Origin of the sequence: Pseudarthrobacter sp. CCNWLW217, assembly GCF_037203985.1 — a bacterium.
Taxonomy (GTDB): domain Bacteria; phylum Actinomycetota; class Actinomycetes; order Actinomycetales; family Micrococcaceae; genus Arthrobacter.
On sequence record NZ_JBBCBT010000011.1, the window covers coordinates 34,553 to 60,936 of the forward strand.

The 26,384-nt window shown below is 64.4% G+C and carries 21 protein-coding genes; 12 read left to right on the forward strand and 9 right to left on the reverse strand.

What is annotated here, in order from left to right; genetic code table 11:
* Positions 1 to 53: 53 nt before the first annotated feature.
* Positions 54 to 875 (reverse strand): ParA family protein, encoded by an 822-nt coding sequence (locus V9L18_RS13735; RefSeq protein ID WP_337347726.1) that lies wholly within the window; start codon positions 873 to 875, stop codon positions 54 to 56.
* A gap of 304 nt (positions 876 to 1,179) precedes the next feature.
* Here V9L18_RS13735 and V9L18_RS13740 point away from each other — a divergent pair, with 304 nt between their 5' ends.
* Complete coding sequence (locus V9L18_RS13740; RefSeq protein ID WP_337347727.1) at positions 1,180 to 4,575, forward strand: pyruvate carboxylase; 3,396 nt, start codon at positions 1,180 to 1,182, stop codon at positions 4,573 to 4,575.
* A gap of 94 nt (positions 4,576 to 4,669) precedes the next feature.
* Here the strand turns inward: V9L18_RS13740 and V9L18_RS13745 are convergent, their stop codons facing one another.
* A complete protein-coding gene (locus V9L18_RS13745) occupies positions 4,670 to 6,478 on the reverse strand; it encodes an AMP-dependent synthetase/ligase (RefSeq protein WP_337347728.1) in 1,809 nt (602 codons plus the stop codon).
* Between the two features lie 174 nt (positions 6,479 to 6,652).
* Between V9L18_RS13745 and V9L18_RS13750 the strand changes: the two genes are divergently transcribed.
* Complete coding sequence (locus tag V9L18_RS13750) at positions 6,653 to 7,744, forward strand: ROK family glucokinase (RefSeq protein ID WP_337347729.1); 1,092 nt, start codon at positions 6,653 to 6,655, stop codon at positions 7,742 to 7,744.
* A gap of 13 nt (positions 7,745 to 7,757) precedes the next feature.
* Here the strand turns inward: V9L18_RS13750 and V9L18_RS13755 are convergent, their stop codons facing one another.
* Genes V9L18_RS13755 through V9L18_RS13765 form a run of 3 tightly spaced genes read right to left on the reverse strand, consistent with a single transcriptional unit; the run spans position 7,758 to position 9,971 of the window.
* On the reverse strand, positions 7,758 to 8,363 hold the full coding sequence (locus V9L18_RS13755; protein WP_337347730.1) for a hypothetical protein: 606 nt from the start codon (positions 8,361 to 8,363) through the stop codon (positions 7,758 to 7,760).
* A complete protein-coding gene (locus V9L18_RS13760) occupies positions 8,356 to 9,186 on the reverse strand; it encodes an alpha/beta hydrolase (RefSeq protein WP_337347731.1) in 831 nt (276 codons plus the stop codon). Before V9L18_RS13760 ends, V9L18_RS13755 begins: the two co-directional genes overlap by 8 nt.
* Positions 9,183 to 9,971, reverse strand: a complete 789-nt coding sequence (locus V9L18_RS13765; protein WP_337347732.1) for an alpha/beta hydrolase — start codon at positions 9,969 to 9,971, stop codon at positions 9,183 to 9,185. The genes V9L18_RS13760 and V9L18_RS13765 overlap by 4 nt, the downstream gene beginning before the upstream one ends.
* Before the next feature lie 122 nt (positions 9,972 to 10,093).
* Between V9L18_RS13765 and V9L18_RS13770 the strand changes: the two genes are divergently transcribed.
* Together V9L18_RS13770 and V9L18_RS13775 are read left to right on the forward strand one after the other, a co-directional pair.
* Complete coding sequence (locus tag V9L18_RS13770; RefSeq protein ID WP_337347733.1) at positions 10,094 to 10,891, forward strand: lysophospholipid acyltransferase family protein; 798 nt, start codon at positions 10,094 to 10,096, stop codon at positions 10,889 to 10,891.
* A 71-nt stretch (positions 10,892 to 10,962) separates the two neighbouring features.
* Positions 10,963 to 12,354, forward strand: coding sequence for a class II 3-deoxy-7-phosphoheptulonate synthase (locus V9L18_RS13775; protein WP_337347734.1), 1,392 nt, complete (start codon positions 10,963 to 10,965; stop codon positions 12,352 to 12,354).
* A gap of 138 nt (positions 12,355 to 12,492) precedes the next feature.
* Here the strand turns inward: V9L18_RS13775 and pknB are convergent, their stop codons facing one another.
* Together pknB and V9L18_RS13785 are read right to left on the reverse strand one after the other, a co-directional pair.
* The gene (gene pknB / locus V9L18_RS13780) at positions 12,493 to 14,550 is read right to left on the reverse strand and encodes a Stk1 family PASTA domain-containing Ser/Thr kinase (protein ID WP_337347735.1); all 2,058 of its coding nucleotides are present in this window, start codon (positions 14,548 to 14,550) and stop codon (positions 12,493 to 12,495) included.
* 110 nt (positions 14,551 to 14,660) lie between these two features.
* Positions 14,661 to 16,049: a LysM peptidoglycan-binding domain-containing protein gene (locus V9L18_RS13785; RefSeq protein WP_337347736.1), complete on the reverse strand. Its 1,389-nt coding sequence runs from the start codon at positions 16,047 to 16,049 to the stop codon at positions 14,661 to 14,663.
* A gap of 241 nt (positions 16,050 to 16,290) precedes the next feature.
* Here V9L18_RS13785 and V9L18_RS13790 point away from each other — a divergent pair, with 241 nt between their 5' ends.
* Positions 16,291 to 16,644, forward strand: coding sequence for an Rv2175c family DNA-binding protein (locus V9L18_RS13790; RefSeq protein ID WP_131134989.1), 354 nt, complete (start codon positions 16,291 to 16,293; stop codon positions 16,642 to 16,644).
* 9 nt (positions 16,645 to 16,653) lie between these two features.
* Here V9L18_RS13790 and V9L18_RS13795 read toward each other — a convergent pair whose 3' ends face one another.
* Both V9L18_RS13795 and V9L18_RS13800 read right to left on the reverse strand, forming a co-directional pair.
* Positions 16,654 to 17,748, reverse strand: a complete 1,095-nt coding sequence (locus V9L18_RS13795) for a polyprenyl synthetase family protein (protein ID WP_337347737.1) — start codon at positions 17,746 to 17,748, stop codon at positions 16,654 to 16,656.
* A complete protein-coding gene (locus V9L18_RS13800; protein ID WP_337347738.1) occupies positions 17,745 to 18,272 on the reverse strand; it encodes a hypothetical protein in 528 nt (175 codons plus the stop codon). The genes V9L18_RS13795 and V9L18_RS13800 overlap by 4 nt, the downstream gene beginning before the upstream one ends.
* A gap of 100 nt (positions 18,273 to 18,372) precedes the next feature.
* Between V9L18_RS13800 and dinB the strand changes: the two genes are divergently transcribed.
* From dinB to V9L18_RS13835, 7 genes are all read left to right on the forward strand, one after another.
* Positions 18,373 to 19,584, forward strand: coding sequence for a DNA polymerase IV (gene dinB / locus V9L18_RS13805; RefSeq protein ID WP_337347739.1), 1,212 nt, complete (start codon positions 18,373 to 18,375; stop codon positions 19,582 to 19,584).
* A gap of 236 nt (positions 19,585 to 19,820) precedes the next feature.
* Complete coding sequence (locus V9L18_RS13810; RefSeq protein WP_337347740.1) at positions 19,821 to 20,192, forward strand: DUF3040 domain-containing protein; 372 nt, start codon at positions 19,821 to 19,823, stop codon at positions 20,190 to 20,192.
* A 361-nt stretch (positions 20,193 to 20,553) separates the two neighbouring features.
* Complete coding sequence (mraZ, locus tag V9L18_RS13815) at positions 20,554 to 20,982, forward strand: division/cell wall cluster transcriptional repressor MraZ (protein WP_066285792.1); 429 nt, start codon at positions 20,554 to 20,556, stop codon at positions 20,980 to 20,982.
* A gap of 169 nt (positions 20,983 to 21,151) precedes the next feature.
* Complete coding sequence (rsmH, locus tag V9L18_RS13820; RefSeq protein WP_337347741.1) at positions 21,152 to 22,144, forward strand: 16S rRNA (cytosine(1402)-N(4))-methyltransferase RsmH; 993 nt, start codon at positions 21,152 to 21,154, stop codon at positions 22,142 to 22,144.
* Positions 22,141 to 22,821, forward strand: a complete 681-nt coding sequence (locus V9L18_RS13825; protein WP_337347742.1) for a hypothetical protein — start codon at positions 22,141 to 22,143, stop codon at positions 22,819 to 22,821. Before rsmH ends, V9L18_RS13825 begins: the two co-directional genes overlap by 4 nt.
* A 46-nt stretch (positions 22,822 to 22,867) precedes the next feature.
* Complete coding sequence (locus tag V9L18_RS13830) at positions 22,868 to 24,664, forward strand: peptidoglycan D,D-transpeptidase FtsI family protein (protein WP_337347743.1); 1,797 nt, start codon at positions 22,868 to 22,870, stop codon at positions 24,662 to 24,664.
* A gap of 79 nt (positions 24,665 to 24,743) precedes the next feature.
* Positions 24,744 to 26,381, forward strand: a complete 1,638-nt coding sequence (locus V9L18_RS13835) for a UDP-N-acetylmuramoyl-L-alanyl-D-glutamate--2,6-diaminopimelate ligase (RefSeq protein WP_337347744.1) — start codon at positions 24,744 to 24,746, stop codon at positions 26,379 to 26,381.
* The last annotated feature ends 3 nt before the right edge of the window (positions 26,382 to 26,384 follow it).

Sequence of the window (26,384 nt, forward strand, 5' to 3'; positions counted from 1 at the left end):
AGGCCACCTTCCAAAGGAAGGTGGCCTTTTTCACGTCTTCCGCATTGCGGCGCCTAGCGCTGGCTGCGGCTCCGCAGCCCGTTGCCGACGGCGAGGAGGTTGGCCAGCAGGGTATCGAAGAGCGCGGCAGCCGATTTCGCCGAGTCACCCGGCCAGTGGTGCACGGGATGCGCCGCACCCTGGATCTGCTGCCAGTTCGCCTGTTCCGGGATGCGGGGGCTAAGCAGGAGTTCGCCGAACATCGATTCCATCTCAGCGAGCCGGTAGGTGTGCTCGGAGGAGCCGGTGCGCACCCGGTTGGCTACGATGCCGGCGGGTGAAAGGTTCGGGGCGAACTCCTGCCGGAACAGTTGGATGGCCCGCATGGTGCGTTCGGTTCCGGCGACGGAGAACAGCCCCGGCTCTGCCACGAGCGCCACCTTGTCGCTGGCCGACCAGGCCATCCGTGTCAGGCCGTTGAGGGAAGGCGGGCAGTCGATCAGGACAAGCTCGTAGTGATCTGCGCCGGCCAGCACGGTTGAGAGCCGGCGGAGGTCGCGGCGGCCCAGGTCAGGGCGGTCGTAGATGCCGGTATATGCGGAGCCGACGGCGACATCCAGGACAGCAGGTCCGGAACCGTTTGAAGGCGTGCGGGCCGTCCAGCTGCTTCCCACCACGTTTTCCGCGAGTTTGGCCTTGCGCGGGCTCTTGAGCATTCGCCCGATGTCCAGCTGGTCGCCGGGCTGTACGCCCAGTGCCGTGGTCGCATCCGCGTGGGGATCGAGGTCCACCACCAATGTGGGGATGCCCGCGGCAAGCGCCGCAGACGCCAATCCTGTGGTGACGGAAGTCTTGCCGACTCCGCCCTTGAGGCTGCTGATGCTGACTACTTGCACTTGAGAGACCAAAACCTAACGCCGGCTGCCGTGTTGGGGGTAATGTTTGCTCCGGCAGTGCCGAAGCCGGACGGCTCCTGCCGCCCTACTCATCATATGTGGATGCGCCGGCGATTCCTGCTTTATCGGGCGTCGGCATGGCACCTCGGCATGATGGCAACAGCTGGGCCCGGCGATCCCGGTCAAAGCTCCCGGGACATGACGGTAAGTTCTGTGATGGTGGCCACAATGATTTGTATTTCTAAGCGCGGGTCTTAGACACTGTGACCACTTACCGATACACCCGCAATGATGCAGGAGAAGTATGTTTTCCAAGATTCTGGTGGCCAACCGCGGCGAAATCGCGATCAGGGCATTCCGCGCCGGCTACGAGCTGGGCGCCAAGACCGTTGCTGTTTTTCCGAATGAGGACCGTAACTCGATCCACCGCCAGAAGGCCGATGAGGCTTATCTGATCGGTGAGGAAGGCCACCCGGTCAGGGCTTACCTTGACGTGGCCGAGGTGGTCCGTGTGGCCAAGGAGTCCGGTGCTGACGCCATTTACCCTGGCTACGGATTCCTCTCCGAGAACCCGGACCTTGCCCGTGCCGCGAAGGAAGCGGGCATTACGTTCGTTGGTCCGCCGGCTGAAGTCCTGGAGCTCGCAGGCAACAAGGTTGCCGCCCTGGAAGCTGCCCGGAAGGCAGGCGTCCCGGTCCTGAAGTCCAGCCAGCCGTCGAAGGACCTCGATGAGCTCATCGCCGCGGCCGACGAGATCGGGTTCCCCATTTTCGCCAAGGCAGTAGCCGGCGGCGGCGGGCGCGGCATGCGCCGGGTGGACACGCGCGAAGCCCTTCCGGAAGCCCTGCAGTCCGCCATGCGCGAAGCGGATGCGGCGTTTGGTGATCCCACCATGTTCCTGGAGCAGGCCGTCCTGCGGCCGCGGCACATCGAGGTCCAGATCCTCGCCGATGCCGAAGGCAACGTCATGCACCTCTTTGAGCGTGACTGTTCCATCCAGCGCCGCCACCAGAAGGTTATTGAGATCGCCCCCGCACCCAACCTGGACGAGGGGATCCGCCAGGCCCTGTACCGGGATGCGGTCAAGTTCGCGAAGGCACTGAACTACGTCAACGCCGGTACTGTCGAGTTCCTGGTCGATACCGTCGGTGAACGGGCCGGCCAGCACGTTTTCATTGAGATGAACCCACGCATCCAGGTGGAGCACACTGTTACCGAAGAAGTCACGGACGTGGACCTGGTGCAGGCGCAGCTGCGGATCGCCTCCGGCGAAACGCTCGCGGACCTGGGACTGTCCCAGGAGACGGTCCAGCTCAAGGGCGCAGCCCTGCAGTGCCGCATCACCACCGAGGACCCTGCCAACGGGTTCCGGCCGGACGTCGGGAAGATCACCGGCTACCGCTCTGCCGGCGGCGCCGGTGTAAGGCTCGACGGCGGCACCGTGTACTCAGGTGCCGAAATCAGCCCGCACTTCGACTCCATGCTGGTGAAGCTCAGCTGCCGCGGCCGCGATTACCCTGCCGCCGTGGCCCGCGCCCGCCGTGCCCTTGCCGAGTTCCGAATCCGTGGCGTCTCCACCAACATTTCGTTCCTGCAGGCGGTCCTGGACGACCCCGACTTTATTGCCGGCAACGTGGCGACCAACTTCATCGACGAACGCCCCCAGCTCCTGAAAGCCCGGGTTTCCGCTGACCGCGGCACCAAGCTGCTGACCTGGCTGGCCGAGGTCACGGTGAACAAGCCGAACGGCGAGCTCACCGTCCACTCCAACCCCGCAGCCAAGCTGCCTTCGGTTGCAGGCACGCAACCTCAGCCGGGATCCCGCCAGCGGCTCCTGGAACTGGGCCCGGAGGGCTTCGCCAAGGCTCTTCGTGAGCAGACAGCGGTGGCTGTCACAGACACCACCTTCCGCGACGCCCACCAGTCCCTGCTCGCTACCAGGGTCCGGACCCGCGACCTGGTAGCTGCGGGCCCGGCCGTCACTGCCCTGCTCCCGGAATTGCTCTCCGTTGAGGCCTGGGGCGGCGCCACCTACGACGTCGCGCTGCGCTTCCTCGGCGAGGACCCGTGGGACCGCCTTGCCGCGCTCCGGAAGGCGCTGCCGAACGTCTGCCTGCAGATGCTGCTCCGTGGCCGGAACACCGTGGGCTACACCCCGTACCCCGAAGAGGTCACGGAGGCGTTTGTCAATGAGGCAGCCGCCACCGGCATCGACATCTTCCGGATTTTCGACGCCCTGAACGACGTCAACCAGATGGCCCCCGCAATCCGTGCAGTCCGGGCCACCGGCAGCGCGGTCGCCGAGGTGGCCCTCTGCTACACGGGCGACCTCCTGAACCCGGATGAGAAGCTGTACACGCTCGAGTACTACCTCGAGCTGGCCCAGCGGATTGTGGACGCCGGCGCTCACATCCTTGCCATCAAGGACATGGCCGGCCTGCTCCGTCCAGCTGCCGCCGCGAAACTGGTGGCTGCACTCCGTGAGCGGTTCGACCTTCCGGTCCACCTGCACACCCACGACACCGCCGGAGGCCAACTGGCAACCCTGCTGGCAGCCGTGGACGCTGGTGTGGATGCGGTAGACGTGGCATCCGCCTCGCTGGCCGGAACCACCAGCCAGCCCTCGGCGTCGGCCCTGGTGGCGGCGCTGGCGCACACCCCGCGTGACACCGGGCTGAGCCTGGCAGCCGTGAGCTCCCTGGAGCCCTACTGGGAGGCTGTGCGGCGCGTCTATGCGCCGTTCGAATCGGGCCTGCCGGGCCCCACCGGCCGGGTTTACCAGCACGAAATCCCGGGCGGCCAGCTCTCCAACCTCCGCCAGCAGGCCATGGCACTGGGCCTGGGGGAGCGCTTCGAAGCCATCGAGGACATGTACACCGCGGCGGACCGTATCCTGGGCCGCCTGGTGAAGGTCACGCCCTCTTCGAAGGTGGTGGGCGACCTCGCGCTCCACCTCGTCGGACTCAACGCCGACCCCGCGGACTTCAACGAGAACCCGCAGAACTACGACATCCCCGACTCCGTCATCGGCTTCCTGTCCGGTGAACTCGGCGACCCGCCCGGAGGCTGGCCGGAACCGTTCCGGACCAAGGCCCTCCAGGGCCGCAGCATCAAGGTCCGCGACGTGGAGCTCAGCCCCGAGGACAGCGCCGCACTGCAGGGCGATTCCAAGACCCGCCAGCACACGCTGAACCGGCTGCTCTTCGACGGTCCCACCAAGGACTACCTCAAGAGCGTGGAAACGTATGGCAACATCTCTGTGCTGGACACCAGGGATTACCTCTACGGCCTGCAGCGCGGGCAGGAGCACGAGATCCAGCTGGAAAAGGGCGTTCGCCTGATCGCCTCGCTGGAAGCAGTCTCCGAGCCGGACGAAAAGGGCATGCGCACGGTCATGTGCACGCTCAACGGGCAGTCCCGCCCTGTGGTCGTCCGGGACCGTTCAGTGGTGAGCAACGTCAAAGCCGCCGAGAAGGCGGACCCGGCCCAGCCGGGCCACGTCGCCGCGCCGTTCGCCGGTGCGGTGACTGTCACCGTCAAGGCCGGCGATACGGTCAATGCCGGTGACACCGTTGCCACTATCGAAGCGATGAAGATGGAAGCCTCGATTACGACGCCGGTGGGCGGCAAGGTTTCACGCCTCGCCATCTCCACTGTTGAGCAGGTCCAGGGCGGGGATCTGCTCCTGGTGGTCGAGTAACTGCCAGGGCTGAAGTTCCGCAGCAACCGCATTAACTGAAAAGGTCCTCCCGGCTCACGCCGGGAGGACCTTTTCAGTTTCGGTCAGTTTCGCATCAGTGCCGGGGCGCGGCGTACATCTCTTCGATGACGGTTTCGAAGTCCTTCATCACCTGGGCCCGCTTGACCTTCATGGACGGGGTCAGGTGGCCCGACGCTTCGGTGAAGTCGGCGGCAACGATCCGGAAGGACTTGATGGCCTCAGCCTGGGAAACAGAGTTGTTCGCGTGGGTGATGAGGTCCTGCACAGCGGCCTTGACTACGGGATTGTCCGCTGCCTCCTCAAGCGTTGTGGTGGCCGGCAGCCCGTGGCGCTGCAGCCATCCCGGCAATGCCTCCTGGTCCAGAGTCACCAGGGCACCGATGAACGGCCGGTTGTCTCCCACCACCAGGACCTGGGAAACCAGGGCATCGGCGCGGATCTGGTCCTCCAGCAGGGCGGGGATGACGTTCTTGCCGCCTGCGGTGACGATAATCTCCTTCTTACGGCCGGTGATCCAGACGAAGCCGTCTTCGTCGAGGCGGCCGATGTCGCCGGTGCGGAACCATCCGTCGGCAAAAGTCTCCGCCGTGAGGTCCTCCCGCTTGTAGTAGCCGCGCATCACGCAGACGCCCTTGGCCAGGATCTCGCCGTCCTCGGCAATCTTGACTGCGTTCCCCGGCAGCGGTTTGCCCACAGATCCGATCTTGATCAGCGAAGGTGTGTTGACCGAGATCGGGGCTGTGGTTTCGGTCAGGCCGTAGCCTTCGAGAACCTGCAGGCCGATGCCTTGGAAGAAGTGGCCCAGGCGCTCACCCAGCGGGCCGCCGCCAGATACTGCGTGGGCAACCTGGCCGCCCATGGCAGCCCGCAGTTTGCTGTACACCAGCTTGTCGAAGAGGGCATGCCGTAGCTTCAGGCCGAGGCCTACGCGCCCATTCTGGCGTGCCTTGGAGAAAGCTATGGCGGTGTCAGCGGCCTTGTGGAAGATGGCTCCCTTGCCGCCGTCCTCCGCTTTGGTCAGGGCTGAGTTGTAAACCTTTTCGAAGACACGGGGCACAGCGAGGATGAACGTGGGTTCGTAGCTCTGCAGGTCCGCGAGGAGCTTCTTGATGTCCGGCGTGTGGGCAACGGTGGTACCAGCTGCCATGGCAAGGACGGAGATAAAGCGCGCAAAAACGTGTGCCAAGGGCAGGAACATAATGGTCTTGGCGTTCTCATGGACGATCTCGCCGATGATCTCGAGGGCGTTCTCCGAGAGTTCGACGAAGTTCCCGTGGGTGAGTTCGCAGCCCTTGGGCCGGCCCGTGGTCCCTGACGTGTAGATAATCGTGGCGGTGTCGTCCAGATTGGCGGAACTGCGTCGGGTCTCGAGGTCGGCGTCGCTGACGTCCCGGCCTGCTTCACGGAGGGCGTCCAGGCCGTTGCCTTCGAGCTGCCACACATGCTGCAGGGCTGTCAGCCCTTCCGAGGTGGCCGCTTGCCGGATGATGTCCTCGTGGTGGGCGGCTTCGCCGAACGCGGCCACCGCGCCGGAGTCGCCGAGGTTCCAGGCAACCTGTGACGGGGACGAGGTCTCGTAAATGGGGACCGACACACCACCGGCGAACCAAATGGCAAAGTCCACCAAAGCCCACTCGTAACGGGTGCGGGACATGATTCCAACCCTGTCCCCGGCGTTGACACCGCTGGCCATTAGGCCTTTGGCCAGCGCCTGGACGTCAGCCAGGAAATCCTTTGCGGACACATCCTGCCAGGCGCCTGCTGAGTCCAGCCGCGAGAAAAGCGAGGGGTTGCTCGGCTTGGCTGCCTGTCGCAGCACAAGGTCTGTGATGTTGGTTTCAGGGGGGACAACAACCAGCGGCGGAACGCTGAATTCGCGCACTATAGCTCCTTTGATATCCGTAGGCCCGGACAGGGTATGTCTAACACTAGTACGCCTGTACCCGGCAGTGCAGTAATAAACCTACTGGCCAGTAACTTACGCGTCAACGCGAGGCGTTCCGTGGACCGTACGGATAGCCGGGAGGGCGTGTCCATCGGCCTAGAATGAGGAACTATGTATGAACCGCCCCCCGGCGCCCAGGCCGGCCCCCTCCGACGCCCGGCACCCTGGAAGCGGCGGCCGCCCACGCTTCCGGCCCGGTCCCGGCCAGGGGCAACGTTCCGCGAGCACCTCCGGCTGGGCCGGAAGGGACTTGCCATCGGAATCGATATCGGCGGGACCAAGGTTGCTGCCGGCGTGGTGGATGCTGACGGCAGGATCCTGAGCGAAGCCCGGCGCTCAACCCCCGGCAGTGATCCCAGGGCTGTGGAGCGCGTCATCGTCGAACTTGTTGAAGAGCTGGGGGCGGGGCACCGCATCTGGTCGGTGGGGATCGGCGCGGCAGGATGGATGGACCTCGACGGCGGCACCGTCCTGTTCAGCCCCCACCTCGCCTGGCGCAACGAGCCGTTAAGGGAAAACCTCCAGCGACTCCTCCGCAGGCCGGTCCTGCTCACTAACGACGCCGATGCGGCGGCCTGGGCGGAATGGCGCTTTGGTGCCGGTCAGGGCGAGAGCAGGCTCGTCTGCATCACGCTGGGGACCGGCATCGGCGGCGCCATGGTGCTTGACGGACGGGTCGAGCGCGGACGTTTTGGCGTGGCAGGGGAGTTTGGCCACCAGATCATTATGCCCGGCGGCCACCGGTGCGAGTGCGGAAACCGCGGTTGCTGGGAACAGTATGCCTCCGGCAACGCCTTGGGGCGGGAAGCCCGGATTCTCGCGCAGGCAAATTCGCCCGTAGCACAGGAGCTGATCGCGGCCGTTGACGGACACCCCGGGGCTATCACCGGGGCGATCGTCACGGACCTTGCCCTGGCCGGCGACGCCGCGTCCCGGGAACTGCTTGACGAAGTCGGTGAATGGCTGGGGCTGGGACTTGCCAACCTGGCGGCGGCCCTGGATCCCGGCCTGTTTGTTATTGGTGGCGGCCTATGCTCTGCCGGAGACCTCTTGGTGGAGCCAGCGAGGAAGGCGTTCGCCAGGAACCTCACCGGCCGGGGTTTCCGCCCGGCGGCCGGCATTGAGCTTGCCGCGCTGGGACCCAACGCGGGGCTGATTGGGGCGGCAGACCTGTCCCGGGTCAGCAGCCGGATGCGCAGCTGAGGGCCCCTAAGGCCTAGACCCGGGCGCCGTCGTCGTTCTCATCCTTTTCCTGGGGGAGTTTCATGATCAGGTAGACCACCGCCAGGACAAACACTGCCACAATCCCCAGGATGGCCAGCAGCGGGGCAGAGCGCCAGAACATGGCGGAAAGGAGCAGCGCGACCGGTCCGCCCACCGCGCCCAGCCACGCGAGCATGGTCAGAGGGTCCGTCCCGGCCAGGCTGGGGGGTTCCTCCGGTACGAAGCTGCCGTCGTCGTCCTCCGCAGTGTAGTCCCGCGGGCCCTGCGCGGAGTCCTCACCGCTCTCCGGACTTCCAGGCGATGCGGCAGACAGCCGCTCTGCTGCCGACAGCTCGGCAGGGGCGGACGGTGCCAGCCCTAACGGGTCAAAATCCCGGAAGCTGGCCGAACCGCCAGGCTTTCCCGCGCCCTCCGTGCCGGAAGCTGGCCTTTCTGTGGAACGTTCTTCAGCCGCTTCCTCAGGTGCAGCGGCTTCGACCGGCCGGATTGGAACATCGGGGCCTGCCGGAGAACCTTCCAGGCGTGCCACCAGATCCAGCCATACGGCGTCGTCCTGGTTGGCGCTCGGGTCCGGGGAACCGGGATCGGGCCTAGTCATGGGCGGTGCCCTCCTGGCTGGCAGCCACCTGGTGGTCTGGTGCTGCGTGAGTGTTGCCGGCCGGCGCCGACGCCGGGATGATCGAACGGATGAACTCCACAGAACCCTCGAAGATCTGTTCGGCGTCGTTGTCCAGGGTTGCCACGTGGTAGCTGTTCTCGAGGCGGGTCAGCTGCAACGGCGCGTGCGTGAGGCCACGGCGTAAAGCGACGATGCTTGAGTCGGACACCACGTGGTCCACGCTGGAACGGAAAACACGCACTGGCGCGGTGACCCGGGGGAGCAGCCGGATGGTGTCCTTGAATAACTTGTTGAGTTCGTGGGCGGCAGCCACCGGGGTTCGGGGGTAGGCGCCCTCATCCATGCCGGGTTTCAGGATGTCGTTGGCGATGGCCGGCGTGCTTTTGAGCACCAGCTTCAGGATGCCGGCCAAGGGCGCACGTGGATCATCGATGACCAGTCCCGGGTTGACCAGGATGACTCCGGCAACGGGCCTCGTGGCCGCTACGCGCAATGCCAAGGCACCACCCATGCTCAGGCCCGCAGAAAAGACGTGATCGCACTCTGCGTCCAGCTCCAGGTAAGCGTCGTCCAGGGCGCCGTACCATTGGGGCCAGCGTGTCCGCGCCAGTTCCTGCCAGGTGGTGCCGTGCCCGGGCAGCAGCGGCATCCGCACGGCGAAGCCTGCCTCAGCCAGGGCCGCGGCCCAGGCCCGCAGCCCATGAGGGCTGCCGGTGAAGCCATGGGAAAGCACCACGCCGATGCGTGGTCCGTCACCGCGGAAGGCACTGCGGAACGGGCTGTGGTCCGGAAGCGCTGTCATGAAGTCTCCGACGTAATGGGGCGGGTGGCGTGCTCAAGGAAGAACGCTGTGGATTTGGCAAGAATTTCGGGGGCGTCGGCATCCAGGGTAGCCACATGGCTGCTGTTCTGCAGGTCGACTACTTCCACCAGATGTCCGCCCAGCCGGCGCCTCAGCATGGCCAGCGACGATGGCGGAACGACGGCGTCCGTTGTTGATTTGAATACCTGTACGGGCGCAGATACCCGCGGAAGGCCCCGAATGGCAGCGCCGAAGAGTTTTTTCAGCTCGTGAACGGCGGCCAGGGGAGTCCGGGAATAGTCTCCGTCGTCTGTGACGGCGGCTGTGGACTGGTCCTCCTGGATGGGCAGCGTGGTCTGCTGGAAGTACTTCAGCACTCCGATGACCCGCACCCGGCGGTCATAGAAGCTCAGGCCGGGGTTGACCACGGAGACTCCTGCCACGGGGTGCCTGGAAGCAGTCAGGAGGGCGATGGCCCCGCCCATGGAGAGGCCTGCCACGAAGCAGGTGTCAGTGCGGGCGGCGAGGTCCACGTAAGCCGCTTCAAACGAGCGATGCCAGTCATGCCAGTTGCAGCGCGCCAGCTGCCTCCAGTCGGTCCCATGCCCTGGAAGAAGCGGCACGGAAACGGCGAAGCCCTGGGACGCGAGATGTTCAGCCCACGGCAGGACACTGAGGGGGCTCCCCGTGAAACCGTGGCAGATGGCGATTCCGGTCTTCGCATTTGGCCCGTGGCCGGGGTAGCTGAAAGCGGCAGGCCGGGGCGGGATGCTGCTTTCTGTCATGAGTCCATCGTGTCACTGTTCGGGACAAATCTCACTAGAGTAGGGTTGCAGTGGAATGCCGGCCCTGCCCGATTCAGTGCTAGCAGATTGAGTGCTGGCTGCCTTCCGGAGAGGTTAGTCACGTGTTCTATTGGGTCATGAAAAGGATCTTCCTGGGTCCGGTGCTGCGGCTCCTGTTCCGCCCTTGGGTCAAAGGCCTGGACAACGTTCCGGCGGAGGGCGCAGCCATCCTCGCCTCGAACCACCTGTCATTTTCCGATTCAATCTTTATGCCGCTCATGGTGCCCCGCCCGGTGATCTTCCTGGCCAAGTCCGAGTACTTCACCGGCACCGGACTCAAAGGCCGGCTCACGGCCCTGTTCTTCCGGCTGACCAACCAGCTCCCCATGGACAGGTCCGGCGGCGCCGCGTCGGCTGTTTCCCTCAACGCCGGCATGGACGTCCTGACCGGTGGCGGTCTGCTCGGGATCTACCCCGAAGGCACCCGCAGCCCGGACGCCCGCCTCTACAGGGGCAAGGTCGGTGTGGCAAAGCTTGCCCTGCAGGCCGGGGTTCCCGTTATTCCCGTGGCCATGATCGGGACGGACAAGGTCCAGCCCATCGGCAAACGCCTGCCCCACATCCGCCGGATCGGTATGATCTTCGGCGAACCGCTGGACTTCAGCAGGTACCAGGGGCAAGCGGAAGACCGCGCGGTGCAACGCAAAGTGACCGACGAGATCATGTTCGAGCTGATGCGGCTCTCGGGCCAGGAGTACGTGGACGAATACGCCGCGGTGGTGAAGCTGCAGCTCGCGGGCAAGCAGTCCGAGCCGGCGGGCGACGCCGACACCGGCCCCGCCGAAAAGCCTGGTACCGGCTCTGGCGGCCCGTCTAATCCCGGGCCGCGGGACGACGACGGCACCCCTGCCGCGGGATGATGTGACGCCGGCCGCCCCCGCGCGTGACGGCCGGGTGTCCGGATGAGCCTCAGGGACACTAGTCTTAGAGGGTGACTGAGCTATCCGCAAAACCCGCCTTCTCGCTGTCCAGTACCGCCCAGAGCGGCGCCGCCAACTATCCGGGATTGGATGACTGGCGCGACCTCCCGATCTCCCAGCAGCCCAGCTGGCAGGACAAGGACGTATTCGACGCTTCGGTCAAGGAGCTGTCCGTGCTGCCGCCGCTGGTTTTCGCCGGCGAGGTGGACATCCTTCGCGAGCGGCTGGCAGCCGCGGCCCAGGGCAAAGCCTTCCTGCTTCAGGGCGGGGACTGCGCAGAGACCTTTGAAGCGGCCACGGCGGACAAGATCAGCGCCCGCGTCAAAACCATCCTCCAAATGGCCGTGGTACTCACCTACGGTGCAGCCATGCCCGTCATCAAGATGGGCCGGATGGCCGGCCAGTTTGCCAAGCCCCGCTCCTCGAATGATGAAACCCGCGACGGCGTGACGCTTCCCGCCTACCGCGGCGACATCGTCAACGGCTACGATTTCACGCCGGAATCCCGCGGCCACGACGCCTCCCGGATGCTGCGGGCCTACCACACCTCGGCATCCACCCTGAATCTCATCAGGGCCTTTACCCAGGGCGGGTTCGCGGACCTGCGTTCAGTGCATCAGTGGAACAAGGGCTTCACCGAAAACCCCGCCCACGCCCGCTACGAGTCCTTGGCCCGCGATATCGACCGTGCCATCAAGTTCATGGCCTCCTGCGGCGCCGACTTCGAAGCGCTCAAGCGCGTGGAGTTCTTCGCCAGCCATGAAGCCTTGCTCCTGGACTACGAGCGCGCGCTGACGCGCATCGACTCCCGCACAGGGTTCCCCTACGACACTTCGGCCCACTTCCTGTGGATCGGGGAGCGCACGCGCGAGCTGGACCACGCGCACATCGACTTCCTGTCCCGGGTGCGGAATCCGATTGGCGTGAAGCTCGGCCCCTCCACCACCGGCGATGATGCCCTGCGCCTCATCGACAAGCTGGACCCGGAGCGTGAGCCCGGACGGCTCACCTTCATCACGCGCATGGGTGCGAAGAACATCCGGGAGAAGCTCCCGGCCGTCGTCGAGAAAGTCACTGCCTCCGGCGCCCAGGTCCTGTGGGTAACCGATCCGATGCACGGCAACACCGTCACGTCGCCCAATGGCTACAAGACGCGCAACTTCGACGACGTCATTGACGAAGTCCGCGGATTCTTTGAAGTCCACCACGCCCTGGGCACGGTTCCTGGCGGCCTGCATGTTGAGATGACCGGTGACGACGTCGCCGAGTGCCTTGGCGGCGCCGATCCCATTGACCAGGAGGCGTTCCTGGACCGCTACGAGTCCGTCTGCGATCCGCGCCTGAACCACATGCAGTCGCTCGAAATGGCGTTCCTGGTCGCAGGGGCACTCGCCAAGCACTAGGCGCTCCACCCGCACTTCAGCTGAAAAGGATGCCTCCCGGACTTTGAGTCACGGGAGGCATCCTTTTGCGTTTCCTGGAGCTGAGTGGCCGCGGATTCCAGGCGATGTTGCCGCTGGGCGCAGCCGAACTGCGTGATGCTACACCACGGTCAGGGTGATGACGGAGCCCTCTGGAACCTCTTTATTAACCGGATCCTGGTCCCGGACGGTTCCGAAGAAGCCGCCAAGGATGTTGTTGACTTTCACGTCGAAGCCGAGCTGACGCAGTGCCTGTTCGGCTTCCTTGGCCTGTTTGCCCACGTAACTGGGAACCTTCACCATCTTCGGACCGTCGGAGATGGTGAGCGTGACTGTACCGCCGCGGGTGAGGGTGCCGTTGGGTGGCGACTGCGCGGCAACCGAACCTTTGGGCACGTTGCGGTCGTTGACCTTGTCCTTGGCGACGTCTGCCTTGAGGCCTGCCGCTTCGATGGCGTCAACGGCGTCGTCCTCATCCATCCCGACGACGGACGGAACCGGAATGGGCTCCGGTCCCTTGGAAACGGTCAAGGCCACTGGCGTTCCGTGCCGCGCCGGGGTCCCGGAGGCAGGGTCCTGGGCCAGGACCATGCCGGCAGCGATGCCTTCGTCGAATTTCTCGGTAACGGTGCCCAAGGCCATCTCTGCCTTGTTGAGCTCGGATTTGGCTTCGTCCAGTGTCATGCCGGTCAGTTTCGGCAGTTCAAACAGCTGGGGGCCCTTGGAGACAAACAATGCCACCGGCTGAAATTTCCGGGTCTCCGTTCCGGCTACAGGATCCGTTCCCACCACCAGGCCGGACGGAACGTCGTCGTCGAAGACGTCGCGGGTGCTGGACTGGAACCCTGCCTCATTCAGCAGCTGCTGCGCCTGTGCCACCGTTTTGTTGGCGACCGCCGGGATGGTCCCTGGCGACCCCGGACCCATGCCGAAGAACCAGCCGGCTCCTGTGGCCAAGAGCGCGGCGATGATCAGGATGACCACCCACAGGGCACCGCGACGCCTGGGGTTGCCTTCGCGCAGGGACCGGAGCGGGGTTGCCGCGGCCCGCGACCTGGCCTTCTCGGCGTCCCTCTCTGCCTTGCGCCGGGCGCGCTTGGTCAGGGGAGCCGGCGACGTATCCGGATAGGGGACATACGCGGCGGGAGGGGATGGGGCGGCGGGAACGACCGACGTGGCGTTGTCCCGAAACGAGGGGGGCGGAAACCGTGGCGGCCTTTCCGGAGGCGCAAGCGGTGACATCACCGTTGTGGGGTTGTTGGTACGGGCGATGACCTCAGTAGGGTTCTGGAGGCCGGCCTCCAGCGCCGCAGGCTGCTGCAGGTCCAGTTCGCGGTCGGTGAGGTTGGTCCGGATGTGGCGGAGTTCCTGGAGCAGGGCCATACCGTCCACGGGCCGGTTCTCGGGGTCGTTGGCGGTACACCACTGCACGAGCTCATCGACTTCCGCGGCAAGGCCCGGCACCAGCGCCGACGGCGGCCCCACAGTCCCGTTGACATGCTGGTACGCCACCTGGATGGGAACATCGCCGTCGAAAGGCTGCCGGCCGGTGAGCATTTCATACAGCATGATCCCGACAGAGTAGATGTCGCTCCGGGCATCGGCCTGCTTGCCCAGCACCAGTTCGGGGGAGAGATAGGCCACGGTGCCAATGAGTGCACCCGTACTGGTGGACGTGGTGACGGCACGGGCGAGGCCGAAGTCGCCCACTTTAATCCTGCCGTCGTCGGCGATCAGGACGTTTTCGGGTTTGATGTCGCGGTGGATCATGCCGGCGGCGTGTGCCGCTCCGAGCCCCTCGACGACGGGATCAATGAGTGCGAGGGCGAGCCTGGGTGGCAACGCGCCCTTGGACATGATGACGTCCCGCAGTGTGTGGCCTTTGATGTACTCCATCACGAGGTAGGCCGTTTGGCCGTCATTGCCTTGGTCGAGGACACCAACCACATGGGAATGGGAAAGCCTGGCCGCTGCCTTTGCCTCGCGACCCAGCCTGCCGAGGAAGGTGTCGTCGCTGGCAAGGTGCGGGTGCAGCACTTTGAGGGCAACTTCGCGCTCAAGCCTGAGGTCTGTAGCGAGGTAGACGGTGGACATTCCGCCGCGCGCGAGCTTGGACTGGACGGCGTAGCGGTTGTCCACCAGCGTTCCAACAAGTCGGTCAGACACGTATTCCTGCACCCTACGATCCTAATCCCGCAATGAAACGGGCCCGAATCAACATGCGATCCGGACCCGTATCGTTATCCCGCGCGCACTGGTCCCACCGGGACCGGGCTGGGCGTGGTGGTCTAGCCGAGGTTCTTTTCGTGCGCCTTGATCGCCTCCACGTAGGACTTGGTGTCGTCGTACATGCCGTACTTGCTCACTGAATACTGACCCTGGTAGTAGCCGGCGATTGCAGTGTCGCGGTCCTTGCTCGTGGCGATCAACTGGCGGATGATCGCCACACCAGCGGTGGCGTTGTCGTACGGATCCAGCAGGTTGAGTTTGCGCCCCACGAGGTCCGAGGCCCACTGGCCGGAGGAGGGAATCACCTGCATGGTGCCGATGGCGTTCGCCGGTGAAACGGCACGCTGGTCGAAGCCGGATTCCTGGTAGGCAAAAGCCAAGGCCAGTGCCGGTTCAACACCCATACGCCGTGCAGTATCCGCAACGATGGCCCGCATCTGGTCACGGGAGGGCACAGGGGAGGCGTTGAGCAGGGCCTTGTTCTCGTTGGCCGAGCTGACGACCGCCGCGGGGTAGGTGAATCCAAGGAAAGAGCTGGGCACCAGGGGAGTGACGTTTGCGGCGGGTTCGCTTGAGGCGGGCTGTATGGCAGCGCCCGGGATGACCAGTTTGTTGCCGGGGTAGATGATGCTGGACAGGCTCAGCTGGTTGGCGGAAAGGACGTCCGAGAGCTTGACGCCATGCTTGGAGGCAATCGCGCTGAGGGTGTCGCCGGCCTTGACGGTGTAGGAGCCGCCAGGGGCGGCGGCAGGGGCCGGCGCCGCAGGGGCTGGTGCTGCGGGGGCGGAAGTCGGCTGCAGTGCAGTGGCAGGAGCTGCCGCAGGTGCGGTTCCGCCGTCGTTCACTTTGATCTTCTGGCCGGGGTAAATGATGGAACGCATATTCAAACCGTTCCAGCCGAAGATTTCCGACAATCCCACTCCGTGCCGGGAGGCAATGGCGCTGAGCGTGTCGCCCGCTTTGACTGTGTAAGTCGCTCCGGATGTGGTTGCGGCAGCCGGTGGAGTAGCCGCGGGGGCTGCAACAGGAGCACTGCTGGAGCCTGAAAGCTTGATCTTCTGCCCGGGATAGATGATGGTGTTCGGCTGGAGGTTGTTCAGCTTAAGGACTTCGTAGGTGTCCAGGCCGTGCCTGCCGGCGATGCTGCTGATGGTGTCGCCTCGCGCGATGGTGTATTCGGCGGGTACAGACGGCTGCGTCGGCCGGAAGGCGGACGGGATGGTCGTCGAAACCGAGGCGGCCGGAATAACGGTTGCGGTTGCAGCTGCTGCTTGTGCCTTCATGGCCGCTGCGAGCGTGGCAGGGATGGCCCGGACAGGGGCAACAGCTGCAGCCGGTTGGGCGAGGGCCAGTGACGACAGGACAACCGCAGGGAGCGCCGCCGTGGTAGCGGCAATCATGGGCAGGCTCGGCCTGGGTGGCTGCTGTGGCGAGCGGGACGTCGTCATGGAAGGAATCCTCTTCTCAACTGCGAGTGCGGTGGCTGTTGCCTGTGTTAATGCTGCTACTAGTGTTACTTAAGTTATTGCTGTTACCAATGTGATCTATGTGAATCTCTCATGGATTGTCAATTAGCACAAGAATTCTTGAAAAGCTGCCAAGACTAATTTCGTGGAGTGTCGCCGCATATCTCCCCTGCGGCAAAGCGGCGACTAGGCGTCAGGGTGCCGGTCATGGCAACCTTGATCCGTGAGTAACGTAGAAAGCCTTGTTGGCGAGTGGCTGCCCCTGCCTGATGTCGCCCAGTTGTTGGACGTTTCAATTACGAAAGTCCACAGTCTCCTTGATGAGCGTGCTTTGGCCGCGCTGCGGGTTGGAGAACGGCGGATCCGGTGCGTCCCTGCGGAATTTATCCAGGACGGACACGTGGTGGACAGCCTGAAGGGCACCATTGTGGTGCTCTCAGATGCCGGCTATTCCGACGAGGACCTGATTGTCTGGCTTTTCACCGCAGACGAATCACTGCGTGGGCGGCCCATTGATGCGCTCCGCGAAGGCCGCAAAACGGAGATCCGGCGCCGCGCCCAAACCCTGGCCTGGTAACCGGAATTTTCAGGACGCGCGGCTGACGGTGGCCTCGGCCAACCTGCGGAGCGCCGTTTTTGGCAATTCGTCGAGTTCCAGTTGGTCCAGGGCATCAAACGCCGCTGCTCCGAATTCGCCGATGAGGACCTCCGTTGCCTGAAGGGCTCCGGATTCCTCGATAATGCGGCGGATCTCGGTGATGTCTTCGTCGCCGAGATCGGGGCTGCCAAGCTTTGCGTCGATGAATGCCGATTCCTCCGCCGTCGCCTGGTCCAGCGCCAGCGCCACCAGAACGGTCCGCTTTCCTTCCCGGAGGTCGTCGCCAGCGGGCTTTCCTGTGGTGACCGGGTCCCCAAAGACGCCCAGGACGTCGTCGCGCAGCTGGAAGGCTTCACCTAGCGGAAGGGCGAAGGCCGAATAGCCGCGGAGAAGCTCGTTTGACGCTCCCGCCAGCGCGCCACCGAGGGCCAGCGGATGTTCCGTGGAGTATTTGGCGGACTTGAAACGGATGATGGACTGCGCCCTGGAAACAGCGCCGGCCCTGTCCCTGACCGGCCCGGCGACCTCTTCGAGGATGTCGAGGTACTGCCCGGCCATAACCTCGGCCCGCATGAGGTTGAAGATGAGCCGCGCTCGGCTGCCTGACGCGGCTTTTTCGCCGATGTCCGTGAACGCCTCTTCGCTGAAGGACAGGCACAGGTCGCCGGTCAGGATGGCGGCGGCGTGGCCGAAGCGTTCACTATCGAGAGCCCAGCCCTGGGCTGTGTGCAGCTGGCTGAAGCGGCGGTGGACGCTGGGCCCGCCGCGCCGGGTGTCGGAGCGGTCGATGATGTCGTCATGGATGAGCGCCGCGGCCTGGAAGAGCTCCAGCGCCGAGCCTGCAGCCACGATCTGCCTGGCTCCGGAATCACCGCCAGCGCCGCGCCACCCCCAGTAGCACATCAGGGCACGGAGCCGTTTGCCGCCGGTGACCAGGTTGGAGATGGAACCCATGATGGGATCGATGTCCGGGGAGATAGCCGACATAACGGCCTGACGCTCGGTCAGGAAGTCCGTCAGCTCGCCCGCGACGGCCGCCACGTATCCGGTCTGTTCAAGCCGCAGCTGCTCCGCGACCGTCACTTGGCTGACTCAGCTGCCACATTGGCGCCGATAGTGAACGTGGAAACGCCCGCAGCTTCCACGACCGCAAGGTTGACGGTCTCGTTGTCGCCGCGGACGAAGTCCTTTGATGCGACGGCGCCCACGGACTCTCCCGGCACGGCCTTGAAGCCCTGGGCTTCAAGGGCCTTGGTATAGAACTCGACGACGGCGCCGGGCTGGCCTGTGATGCTTGCCACCAAGGCGACTGTTGCCGGCGTCGCCGACTTGTCGAAGCTGCTGGAAACTACTGTGGCTCCCGGCATGAGCGGGAGAAGCTGCTGCGGGAAGCCGGCGACCAGCGCCCCAACGGTAGCCGAGGTGCCCGGTGACGCTGAGGGACTGGCAGACGCCGTAGCTGTGGGCTGGCCCGTGGACTGCGAGGAGGTGGCGGAGGACGGCGTGGTTACTCCGGGCGCCGCTGGGCTGCAGGCGGCGAGTGCCAGCGCTGCGACGGCCACTAGGGCGGCCGATCCTGCTGGCTTAAGATTTCCAATGACCGTCACAGGGACTTTCCTCCTGGTATTGATGCCGGATTCAGCCTCCAGTTTAGTCAGTACCAGCGGATAGGATTGTTTCGTGGGGGCCGGACGGGATGTAGACGGGATGAATCAGCACACCGAAGCGGGTCTTCGGGAGCTCCGGCGCACCCCCATCCTGCACGTGGATATGGACGCGTTCTTTGTATCGGTTGAGTTGCGTACACGACCAGAGCTTCGCGGCAAACCCGTCATTGTGGGCTATCCGGCAGACCGTTCCGTGGTGCTCTCGGCCTCTTATGAGGCCCGGAAATTTGGTGTGAAGTCCGCCATGCCCATGGTGGTTGCAGCACGGATGTGTCCCAGTGCGGTCATCATCGAACCGCGGCACAAGCTGTATTACGAGGTCTCGGCGCAGCTTATGGGAATTTTTGAATCCGTCACCGAACTGGTGGAGCCCCTGAGCGTGGACGAAGCCTTCCTTGATGTCGGCGGTGCCATCCGCCGGTTGGGCCCGCCCCAAGACATCGGCGAACTATTGAGGCGCCGCGTTGCCGCCGAGCTGGGCATCACCGCCTCCGTGGGCATCGCCGCGAGCAAGTTTGTGGCCAAGATCGCATCCACGCGGTGCAAGCCTGACGGACTGCTCCTGATTCGGCCGGAAGACACCGTCCCGTACTTGCACAGCCTGCCGGTTGGAGCTCTCTGGGGTGTGGGTGCCAAGACCACCGAGGTCTTGGCACGGATGGGGATCAGGACGGTGGCCGACCTCGCCGCCACGCCCTTGCCCACGCTGAAACGGACCCTTGGCGCCACGGGCGAGCACGTCTACCGGCTGTCCTGGGGGATCGACCCCCGACCCGTAACGCCGGTGCGGCTGGAGAAGAGCATCGGAGCCGAGGAAACCTTTGCCGTGGATACCGCCGACAACGCCGTCCTTCACCGGGAATTGCTGCGTCTGTCGCACCGTACGGCGGAGAGGCTGCGCAGTTCCGGAATGGTGGCCAGGACCGTGGCGTTGAAGCTGCGTTACGCGGACTTCTCCACCATCACCCGGAGCCGGACCGTTCACACGCCGGTGGACAGCACTCAGTTGATCTACGCCGTCGTCCTCCAGCTCCTGGAGTCACTCGGCGATCGAAGCATGACCGTAAGGCTGGTGGGAGTCCGTGCCGAACAGCTGGAAGAGGCGGCACAAACGTCCCTCCAGCTGAGCCTGGACCGCAGGGACGACAACTGGCGGGCAGCCGAGTTGGCGTTGGACAAAGTCAGCCGCAAATTTGGCAACAAATCAGTACTCCCGGCCCGCCTGCTGGATTCCGGAAAAAAATCCGGCTAGCCCGCAGTCACCTCTGTCTGCCGCCGGCCGGAGGGCCTTGTGGAAAGTCATTGCTGTCTTTCAGAACGGCCCGCGACAAACTATCCTTATATATACATAGTTTTCGAACGACTGGACATAACGCTCCCGCCCGCCATCGTCGGTGGGGCGGGAACTTGAGCGGCATGCCGGTCGTTATCGGAGCAGAAGTACTGACTGGGCGCAGCCCGGACGTTGGCCTACTTAAGGAGGTCGTGATGCCGCTCTCGGAGCACGAACAGAAGCTGCTTGAACAGTTGGAAAAGCAGCTGCACGAGGACGATCCAAAATTCGCGAATTCCATGGGCTCGGATCCCGGACGCTCATGGTCCACGCGGCATGTGGTGATCGGGGTGCTGTGCGCCCTCGCCGGGATTTTCCTCCTGCTGGTTGGCGTCACGCTTCAAAACATCTTCGTCGGCGTTCTGGGCTTTGTGGTGATGGGAGCCGGGGTGTACTTCGCAACGATGCGCAGCTCGGCACCTGGCAAGTCCCACAGCGGCCGTCCAGGTAAGCCAGGCAAGTCCAGGAGTTCCTTCATGAGCAATCTGGAAGAACGCTGGGACGAGAGGCGCCGCGGCGACTCCTGACGCAGCCGGACAAGAGGCGCCGAAGCCCTCCATTCTGCACCACAGCATTCCACCGCGCGGGTTTTATCCCGTACGTAAGTAATTTGTCACCAGGTATCCAGGCATAAAGACCCGCTACGGCGGGTCTTCTGCTTTTAACGGTCACCCTCGAAAAACCGCAACGCCCTCCCGGCGTCAAAGGCCCTCCACTTTCCACCACCGGCCGATTCGCCGGTTTTACGGGCCTCATTCCCTGAAGTGGGGGGAATCCGGCCTCATCCTGCGTTGACTGTGGGGGAAAGTGGAGTAATGTGGAGGACATAAGAGGGTAGTTGCAACACAGGGGATGTGCAGTTCCTGACAGCAGACAGGCGGTGGGCCAGTGTTTCTTGGCACCCACTCGCCGCGTTTGGATGAAAAGGGACGAATTATCCTCCCCGCGAAGTTCCGCGAGGAACTAGCCGGCGGCCTGGTACTCACGAGGGGCCAAGAGCGTTGCATCTACGTCTTCAGTGAGCAGGAATTTGCACGTGTGCACGAGCAAATGCGGGAGGCGCCCATTTCCTCCAAGCAGGCCCGGGACTACATTCGCGTCTTTCTCTCTGGAGCCTCGGATGAGGTACCTGACAAGCAGGGGCGCGTAACCATTCCGGCAGCGCTCCGGGAGTATGCAGGCCTCGGCAGGGAACTGGCCGTCATCGGCGCAGGAACCCGGGCCGAGATCTGGGACGCCCAAGCCTGGAACGAGTACCTGGCAGAGAAGGAAACAGCCTTCTCTGAGACCGACGACGCCATTCCGGGGATTCTGTAATCACCGGTATGGAACAGGCGGAGAGCTTCTTGGACGAGATCTCCAGCCGCCCATCGGCCGGCCAACCTGGCTCACTTCCCCGGAGCCAGGCGGGCAGGACGGCAGGCGCGGATGGGGATCTGGCTCAAGAAGCACAACCACGGCAACCACGGCAGGAAAGGACGACGGCATGAACGATCACCCGAAGCCGACGTCCGAACGCCATGTACCGGTCCTGCGGGACCGGTGCATTAATTTGTTGGCCCCGGGCTTCGAAGCAGCCAGGCTCAGGGGCGAAACTCCCATAGCCATCGATGCCACGCTCGGCATGGGCGGCCATTCCGAAGCGATGCTCCAGCGCTTTCCGGACCTGCACCTGATCGGCATCGACCGCGACGAGGAAGCACTCGCCCTGGCCGGAGAACGGCTGGCGCCGTTCTCCGCACGGACTGACCTGGTCCACGCCGTCTACGACGAAATCGCTGACGTCCTTGAAGACCTCGGCATCAGCGAAGTCCACGGAATCCTGATGGATCTGGGCGTTTCCTCCCTGCAGCTGGACGAACGCGAACGCGGGTTCGCCTACTCCTTCGATGCCCCGCTGGACATGCGGATGGACACCAGCCGAGGGCAGACCGCCGCAGATGTTGTCAACAACTACTCCGAAGAGGACCTCGTTCGGATCATCCGCAAATGGGGCGAAGAGAAGTTTGCCGGACGCATCGCCAACAGAATTGTTGCCGCCCGCGCCCAGAAGCCTTTCGCCACCACCGGGGAACTCGTTGAACAGATCCGCGCGGTAGTTCCGGCCGCCGCCGCCAAGTCCGGCGGCCACCCCGCCAAACGGACTTTCCAGGCGCTCCGGATTGAGGTCAACGAAGAGCTTGATGTCCTGGAACGGGCTGTTCCGGCCGCGGTCAGGGCAACTGCCCTCGGTGGGCGGATTGTGGTCATGTCCTACCACTCGCTGGAGGACAAGATAGTCAAGAGCGTGTTCCAGGCAGGCTCGAAGTCTTCAGCCCCCCTCGGCTTCCCTGTCGAACTCGAGGAACACAAGGCCGAACTCAAGACCCTCACGAAGGGCACGGAGGTGCCCACCGCCGTCGAGATCGCAGAGAATCCGCGCGCCGCCTCAGCAAGGCTGCGGGCTGTGGAACGCATTAGAACCAGGAGAGCCGTATGAGCACCGCCGCCGTCAAGAACTTTCCTGTCGTCTCCGGCAGTGCCGCGCCCGCTATTGGACTTCCGGCGGGAACTCCGGGCCCCGGACGCAAAGCCCGCACGCCGCTTTCGGTTGTCCGATCCGCACCCAGGAAGCGCCGCGCGCCGTTCGTTGTCCTCTGCTTCACGCTGCTCGCCGTCGCGCTGGTTGCTGTCCTGGTGTTGAACATCTCGGTTTCCACGGCCCAGTACCAGCTCGTGGAACTCCGGGGCAAGCAAAGCACGCTGACCAAGCAGAACCAGGATCTGACACAGCAGGTTCAAAACTTCGAAGCTCCGCAGAACTTGGCAGCAAAGGCTACAGACTTGGGAATGGTGGCGTCCACGGTGAAAGGCCAGATCGACCTTTCAACCCTGGCGGTCACCGGCAAGGCGACACCGGCCGTTAAGGGCGGCGCCGCCGGGGCCGTCATCCCGGCACCGGCAGTTGCCGGACAGTTGAGCGTGGTCCCGCCCGCAAGCACCGGGGAGCCGCTGGCCAGCCGAAAGCCGGTGACTGAGGAGCCGGCAGCTGCAACGCCGCCGGCCGCCGCTGCGGCGGCTGTTGCTGCAGAGGCACCGGCCGCAGCCCCCGCCCCGGCTGTGGAATTGCACGGAGGCTCCGTGCCCGCACCGTTACAGAGGACGCCCGGGCAGTAACTGCCAGGACCTGACAGGCAACACAGCGAACAGCAAGGAAATCACGGTGGCGCAGAGGACCGGCAAGGCGAAGAGCGGCAAGGTACCCAACGCCACGAGGCGCCTGCGCCTTGGCCTGGGCATCATGCTCACCCTTCTCCTGGTGGTGGGCGGCAAGCTTTTCCTCGTTCAGGGCCTGGACGTTGGCGGCATGGCCGAGGCTGCGCTGAACAAGCGGATGACCCAGACTGTCCTGCCGGCCGAACGTGGCAGCATCCTGGACTCCAACGGCGTTGTGCTGGCCAACAGCCTCATCCGCTACAACTTGGTGGTGGATCAGGTGACGAACACAAAAACAGAGAAGTTTTGGCGCCTGGTGGAGGGCCAGGACAAGCTGGTGGAAGTCACCCGTGATCAGGGCATTAGCGAACTCGCCCTTGTCCTGGGGATGGACGCCGACGAACTCCGGAAGGCCGTCACCGGTGAATCCAAGTACTACATCGTGGCGAAGGACCTGAAGCCGGACGTAGAGGACCGGATCTCCAAGCTGCAGATCCCCGGCATCGTCACCGAAGGCGTCAGCAAGCGCGTCTATCCAAACGGTTCGGTGGCCGGCGGCATTATTGGCTTCCTCCAGGACGGGTACACAGGCCAGGCCGGAATTGAACAGACGCAGGACGAACTGCTCAAGGGCGCAGACGGCAAAAGGCTCTTCGAAATCGGTGCGGACGGCCTTCGAATCCCTGTTGGGCTGGACGAGCTCACCCCACCGCAAGACGGCAAGGATGTCAGGCTCACCCTCAATTCCGACCTCCAGTATTTTGCCCAACAGGCCATCCAGAGCCAGTCGGACAAGCTGGGCGCCGAGTGGGGCATCATTATCGTGATGGATGCCAAGACCGGCAACCTCATCGCCATGGCCGACACTAATTCCCCTGATCCCAACGACCCCGGCCTGGTGGCCGCCAAGGACCGCGGGGTCCGCTCCGTGACGGCTGCCTACGAACCGGGCTCGGTGGAAAAGATGATCACGGCGGCGGCTCTGATTGAGGAAGGAAAGTCCAGCCCGCTGGACACGTTCACCCTGCCGCCGTCCTACACAGTGGACGGTCAGACCTTCAGCGACTCGTTTGCCCATGGCACGGAGGAACGGACCCTCGCCGGCATCCTTGGCTGGTCCATGAACACCGGAACTGTCATGGCTGGCCAGCGACTCAGCAAGGAGCAGAGATTCGACTGGCTGCAGAAGTTCGGCATCGGGGAGGCTCCGGACGTCGGCCTGCCTGCTACCGCTTCGGGCATCCTGACGCCGGCGGACCAGTGGGACGACAGACAGGAGTACACGGTGCTGTTCGGGCAGGGTGTATCGCAGTCCACGCTCCAGACGGTGCGGGCCTTCCAGACAATCGCCAACAATGGCGTCATGCTCCAGCCGCGCCTGATCGATTCCTACATCTCACCGGACGGGACTGAAGAGAAGGTCGCTCCGCAGCCTTCGCGGCAGGTGGTCTCAGACAACACTGCGCAGCAGGTCCAGGACATCCTCGAAAGCGCGGTCACCGAAGGGCAGATTAAGGACGCCGCCATCGACGGCTACCGTGTGGGCGCCAAGACGGGAACGTCGGAATCGCCGTGCGACGACGGCAAGTCAGGATTCTGCGGGTATACCGCTTCCATCGTTGGCATGGCGCCGATGGATGATCCGCGGTTTATTGTTGAGGTGGTGCTGCAGCGGCCCAAGGGCAGCATCTATGGCATTACGCAGGGGCCGGTCTTCCGGTCAGTCATGAGCCAGGCGCTGCGCACCTACAACGTCCAGCCGTCCACCGGTGAACCGGCGCGGCTGCCGCAATACGCCAAGTAGTACTGCCGCACGCCCCAGCACGGCCCGCTGACTAAGCACGTCCGGCGGGTTTGATCCACTAGCACTTTCGGAGATCCTCTTGTCAGATCACAATGCCCCCGGCAGCCATAAAGTTCCGGCCGGGGGATCCGCCACGGGGCGGTTCAGGCCCACGTCCGTTTCCGCAGTGAGCCTGGCGGGCATCGGCGAATCCATCGGTGTGTCCGTTCCGGGCCCGTCGGCGTCGGTGACCATCACCGGGATCTCCTTGAACTCGCGCACCATTGAGCCGGGAGACCTCTACGTCGCGCTCCCGGGAGCCTCGCGGCACGGAGCGGACTTCGCAGCCCAGGCAATAGGCGCCGGGGCGGCGGCGGTGTTGACGGACGACGCCGGTGCTCGCCTCCTGGCGCTGTCGGCAGACACCTCAGTGCCGGTGTTGGTGGTTGAGAGCCCGCGCAACGTGGTGGGACCGCTTTCGGCCATGATCTACCGCAGCCAGCCTGCCGATGGCGGCGCGCCGACGCTGTTCGGCGTCACAGGGACTAACGGAAAAACGACCACCACCTATTTCATCAACGCGCTGCTTCGTTCCCTTGGCCTCAAGACAGGCCTTATCGGGACGATTGAAATCAAGGCAGGCGGCGATGCCATTCCCAGCCTGCTGACCACGCCCGAGTCAACGGATGTCCACGCCTTGCTGGCATTGATGCGGGAGCGGGGGCTGGACGCCGCCTCCATGGAGGTCTCCTCCCACGCGGTCTCGTTCCAGCGCGTGGACGGGGTGGTCTTCGACGTGGCGGGCTTCACCAACCTCACGCAGGACCACCTGGACCTGCACGGAACCATGGATGACTACTTCCAGACCAAGGCAGAACTCTTTACTCCCCGCCGCGCCCGCCGTGCCGTGGTGACGGTCGACGACGACTGGGGCCGCCGGCTCGCCGACGCCGTGGAGATCCCTGTCACCACCCTCGCGGCCACACCGGCAAGGTCTGCCGACTGGACGGTTACGTCGGCTACTGCGCGTGGATTGGGCACGGATTTCACACTGACGGGCCCGAGTGGCGCCTCGTTGAGGGTCCACACGGGGCTCCCTGGCAGCTTTAACGTGGCCAATGCGGCGCTGGCAGCCGTGATGGTCCTGGCCAGTGGAGTGGGCGTGGCGGCAGTACAGGCCGCCCTGGATGAGCACGATCCCTTCACTGTCGCCGTTCCTGGCCGCATGCAGTTGGTCTCCGAGTCGCCCGCCGCAGTGGTTGATTTTGCCCACAATACGGACGCTCTGGCCAGGGCGCTGGAAGCCGTCCGATCACCGCAGCCAGGGTCCAGGCTCATTGTGGTGTTTGGGGCAACCGGGCAGCGGGACCAAGGGAAACGTCCTGCAATGGGAGCCATCGCGGCGACTCTTGCCGACACCGTAATTGTCACCGATGACGACCCCCATGACGAGGACGCTGCCGCGATCCGCGCCGACGTGCTGGCGGGAGCGCTGGAAGCGCAGCAGCGGGGTTCGCTTGAGTGCCGCATCCTGGAAGTCTTCCCGCGCGATGAAGCCATCCGCCAGGCCGTTGAACTCGCCGGACCCCAGGACACTATTCTCGTCGCTGGCCGCGGCCACGAAGTCTGGCAGGAAGTGAAAGGCGTCAACGTTGCCCTGGACGACAGGGTGGAACTCCGCGACGCCTTGACAGCAAAGGGATTCACCGTTCTCCAAGACGACCGGATAGAGTCCTAGACC

Excerpts from the sequence above, each read along its gene's own strand:
- V9L18_RS13750 (WP_337347729.1), top strand. The coding sequence starts at position 6,653 with ATGTATGAACCGCCCCCCGGCGCCCAGGCCGGCCCCCTCCGACGCCCG.
- V9L18_RS13825 (WP_337347742.1), top strand. The coding sequence starts at position 22,141 with ATGAGCACCGCCGCCGTCAAGAACTTTCCTGTCGTCTCCGGCAGTGCC.
- V9L18_RS13810 (WP_337347740.1), top strand. The coding sequence starts at position 19,821 with ATGCCGCTCTCGGAGCACGAACAGAAGCTGCTTGAACAGTTGGAAAAG.
- V9L18_RS13765 (WP_337347732.1), bottom strand. The coding sequence starts at position 9,971 with ATGACAGAAAGCAGCATCCCGCCCCGGCCTGCCGCTTTCAGCTACCCC.
- rsmH (WP_337347741.1), top strand. The coding sequence starts at position 21,152 with ATGAACGATCACCCGAAGCCGACGTCCGAACGCCATGTACCGGTCCTG.
- V9L18_RS13760 (WP_337347731.1), bottom strand. The coding sequence starts at position 9,186 with ATGACAGCGCTTCCGGACCACAGCCCGTTCCGCAGTGCCTTCCGCGGT.
- dinB (WP_337347739.1), top strand. The coding sequence starts at position 18,373 with ATGAATCAGCACACCGAAGCGGGTCTTCGGGAGCTCCGGCGCACCCCC.
- V9L18_RS13740 (WP_337347727.1), top strand. The coding sequence starts at position 1,180 with ATGTTTTCCAAGATTCTGGTGGCCAACCGCGGCGAAATCGCGATCAGG.
- V9L18_RS13755 (WP_337347730.1), bottom strand. The coding sequence starts at position 8,363 with ATGACTAGGCCCGATCCCGGTTCCCCGGACCCGAGCGCCAACCAGGAC.
- V9L18_RS13785 (WP_337347736.1), bottom strand. The coding sequence starts at position 16,049 with ATGACGACGTCCCGCTCGCCACAGCAGCCACCCAGGCCGAGCCTGCCC.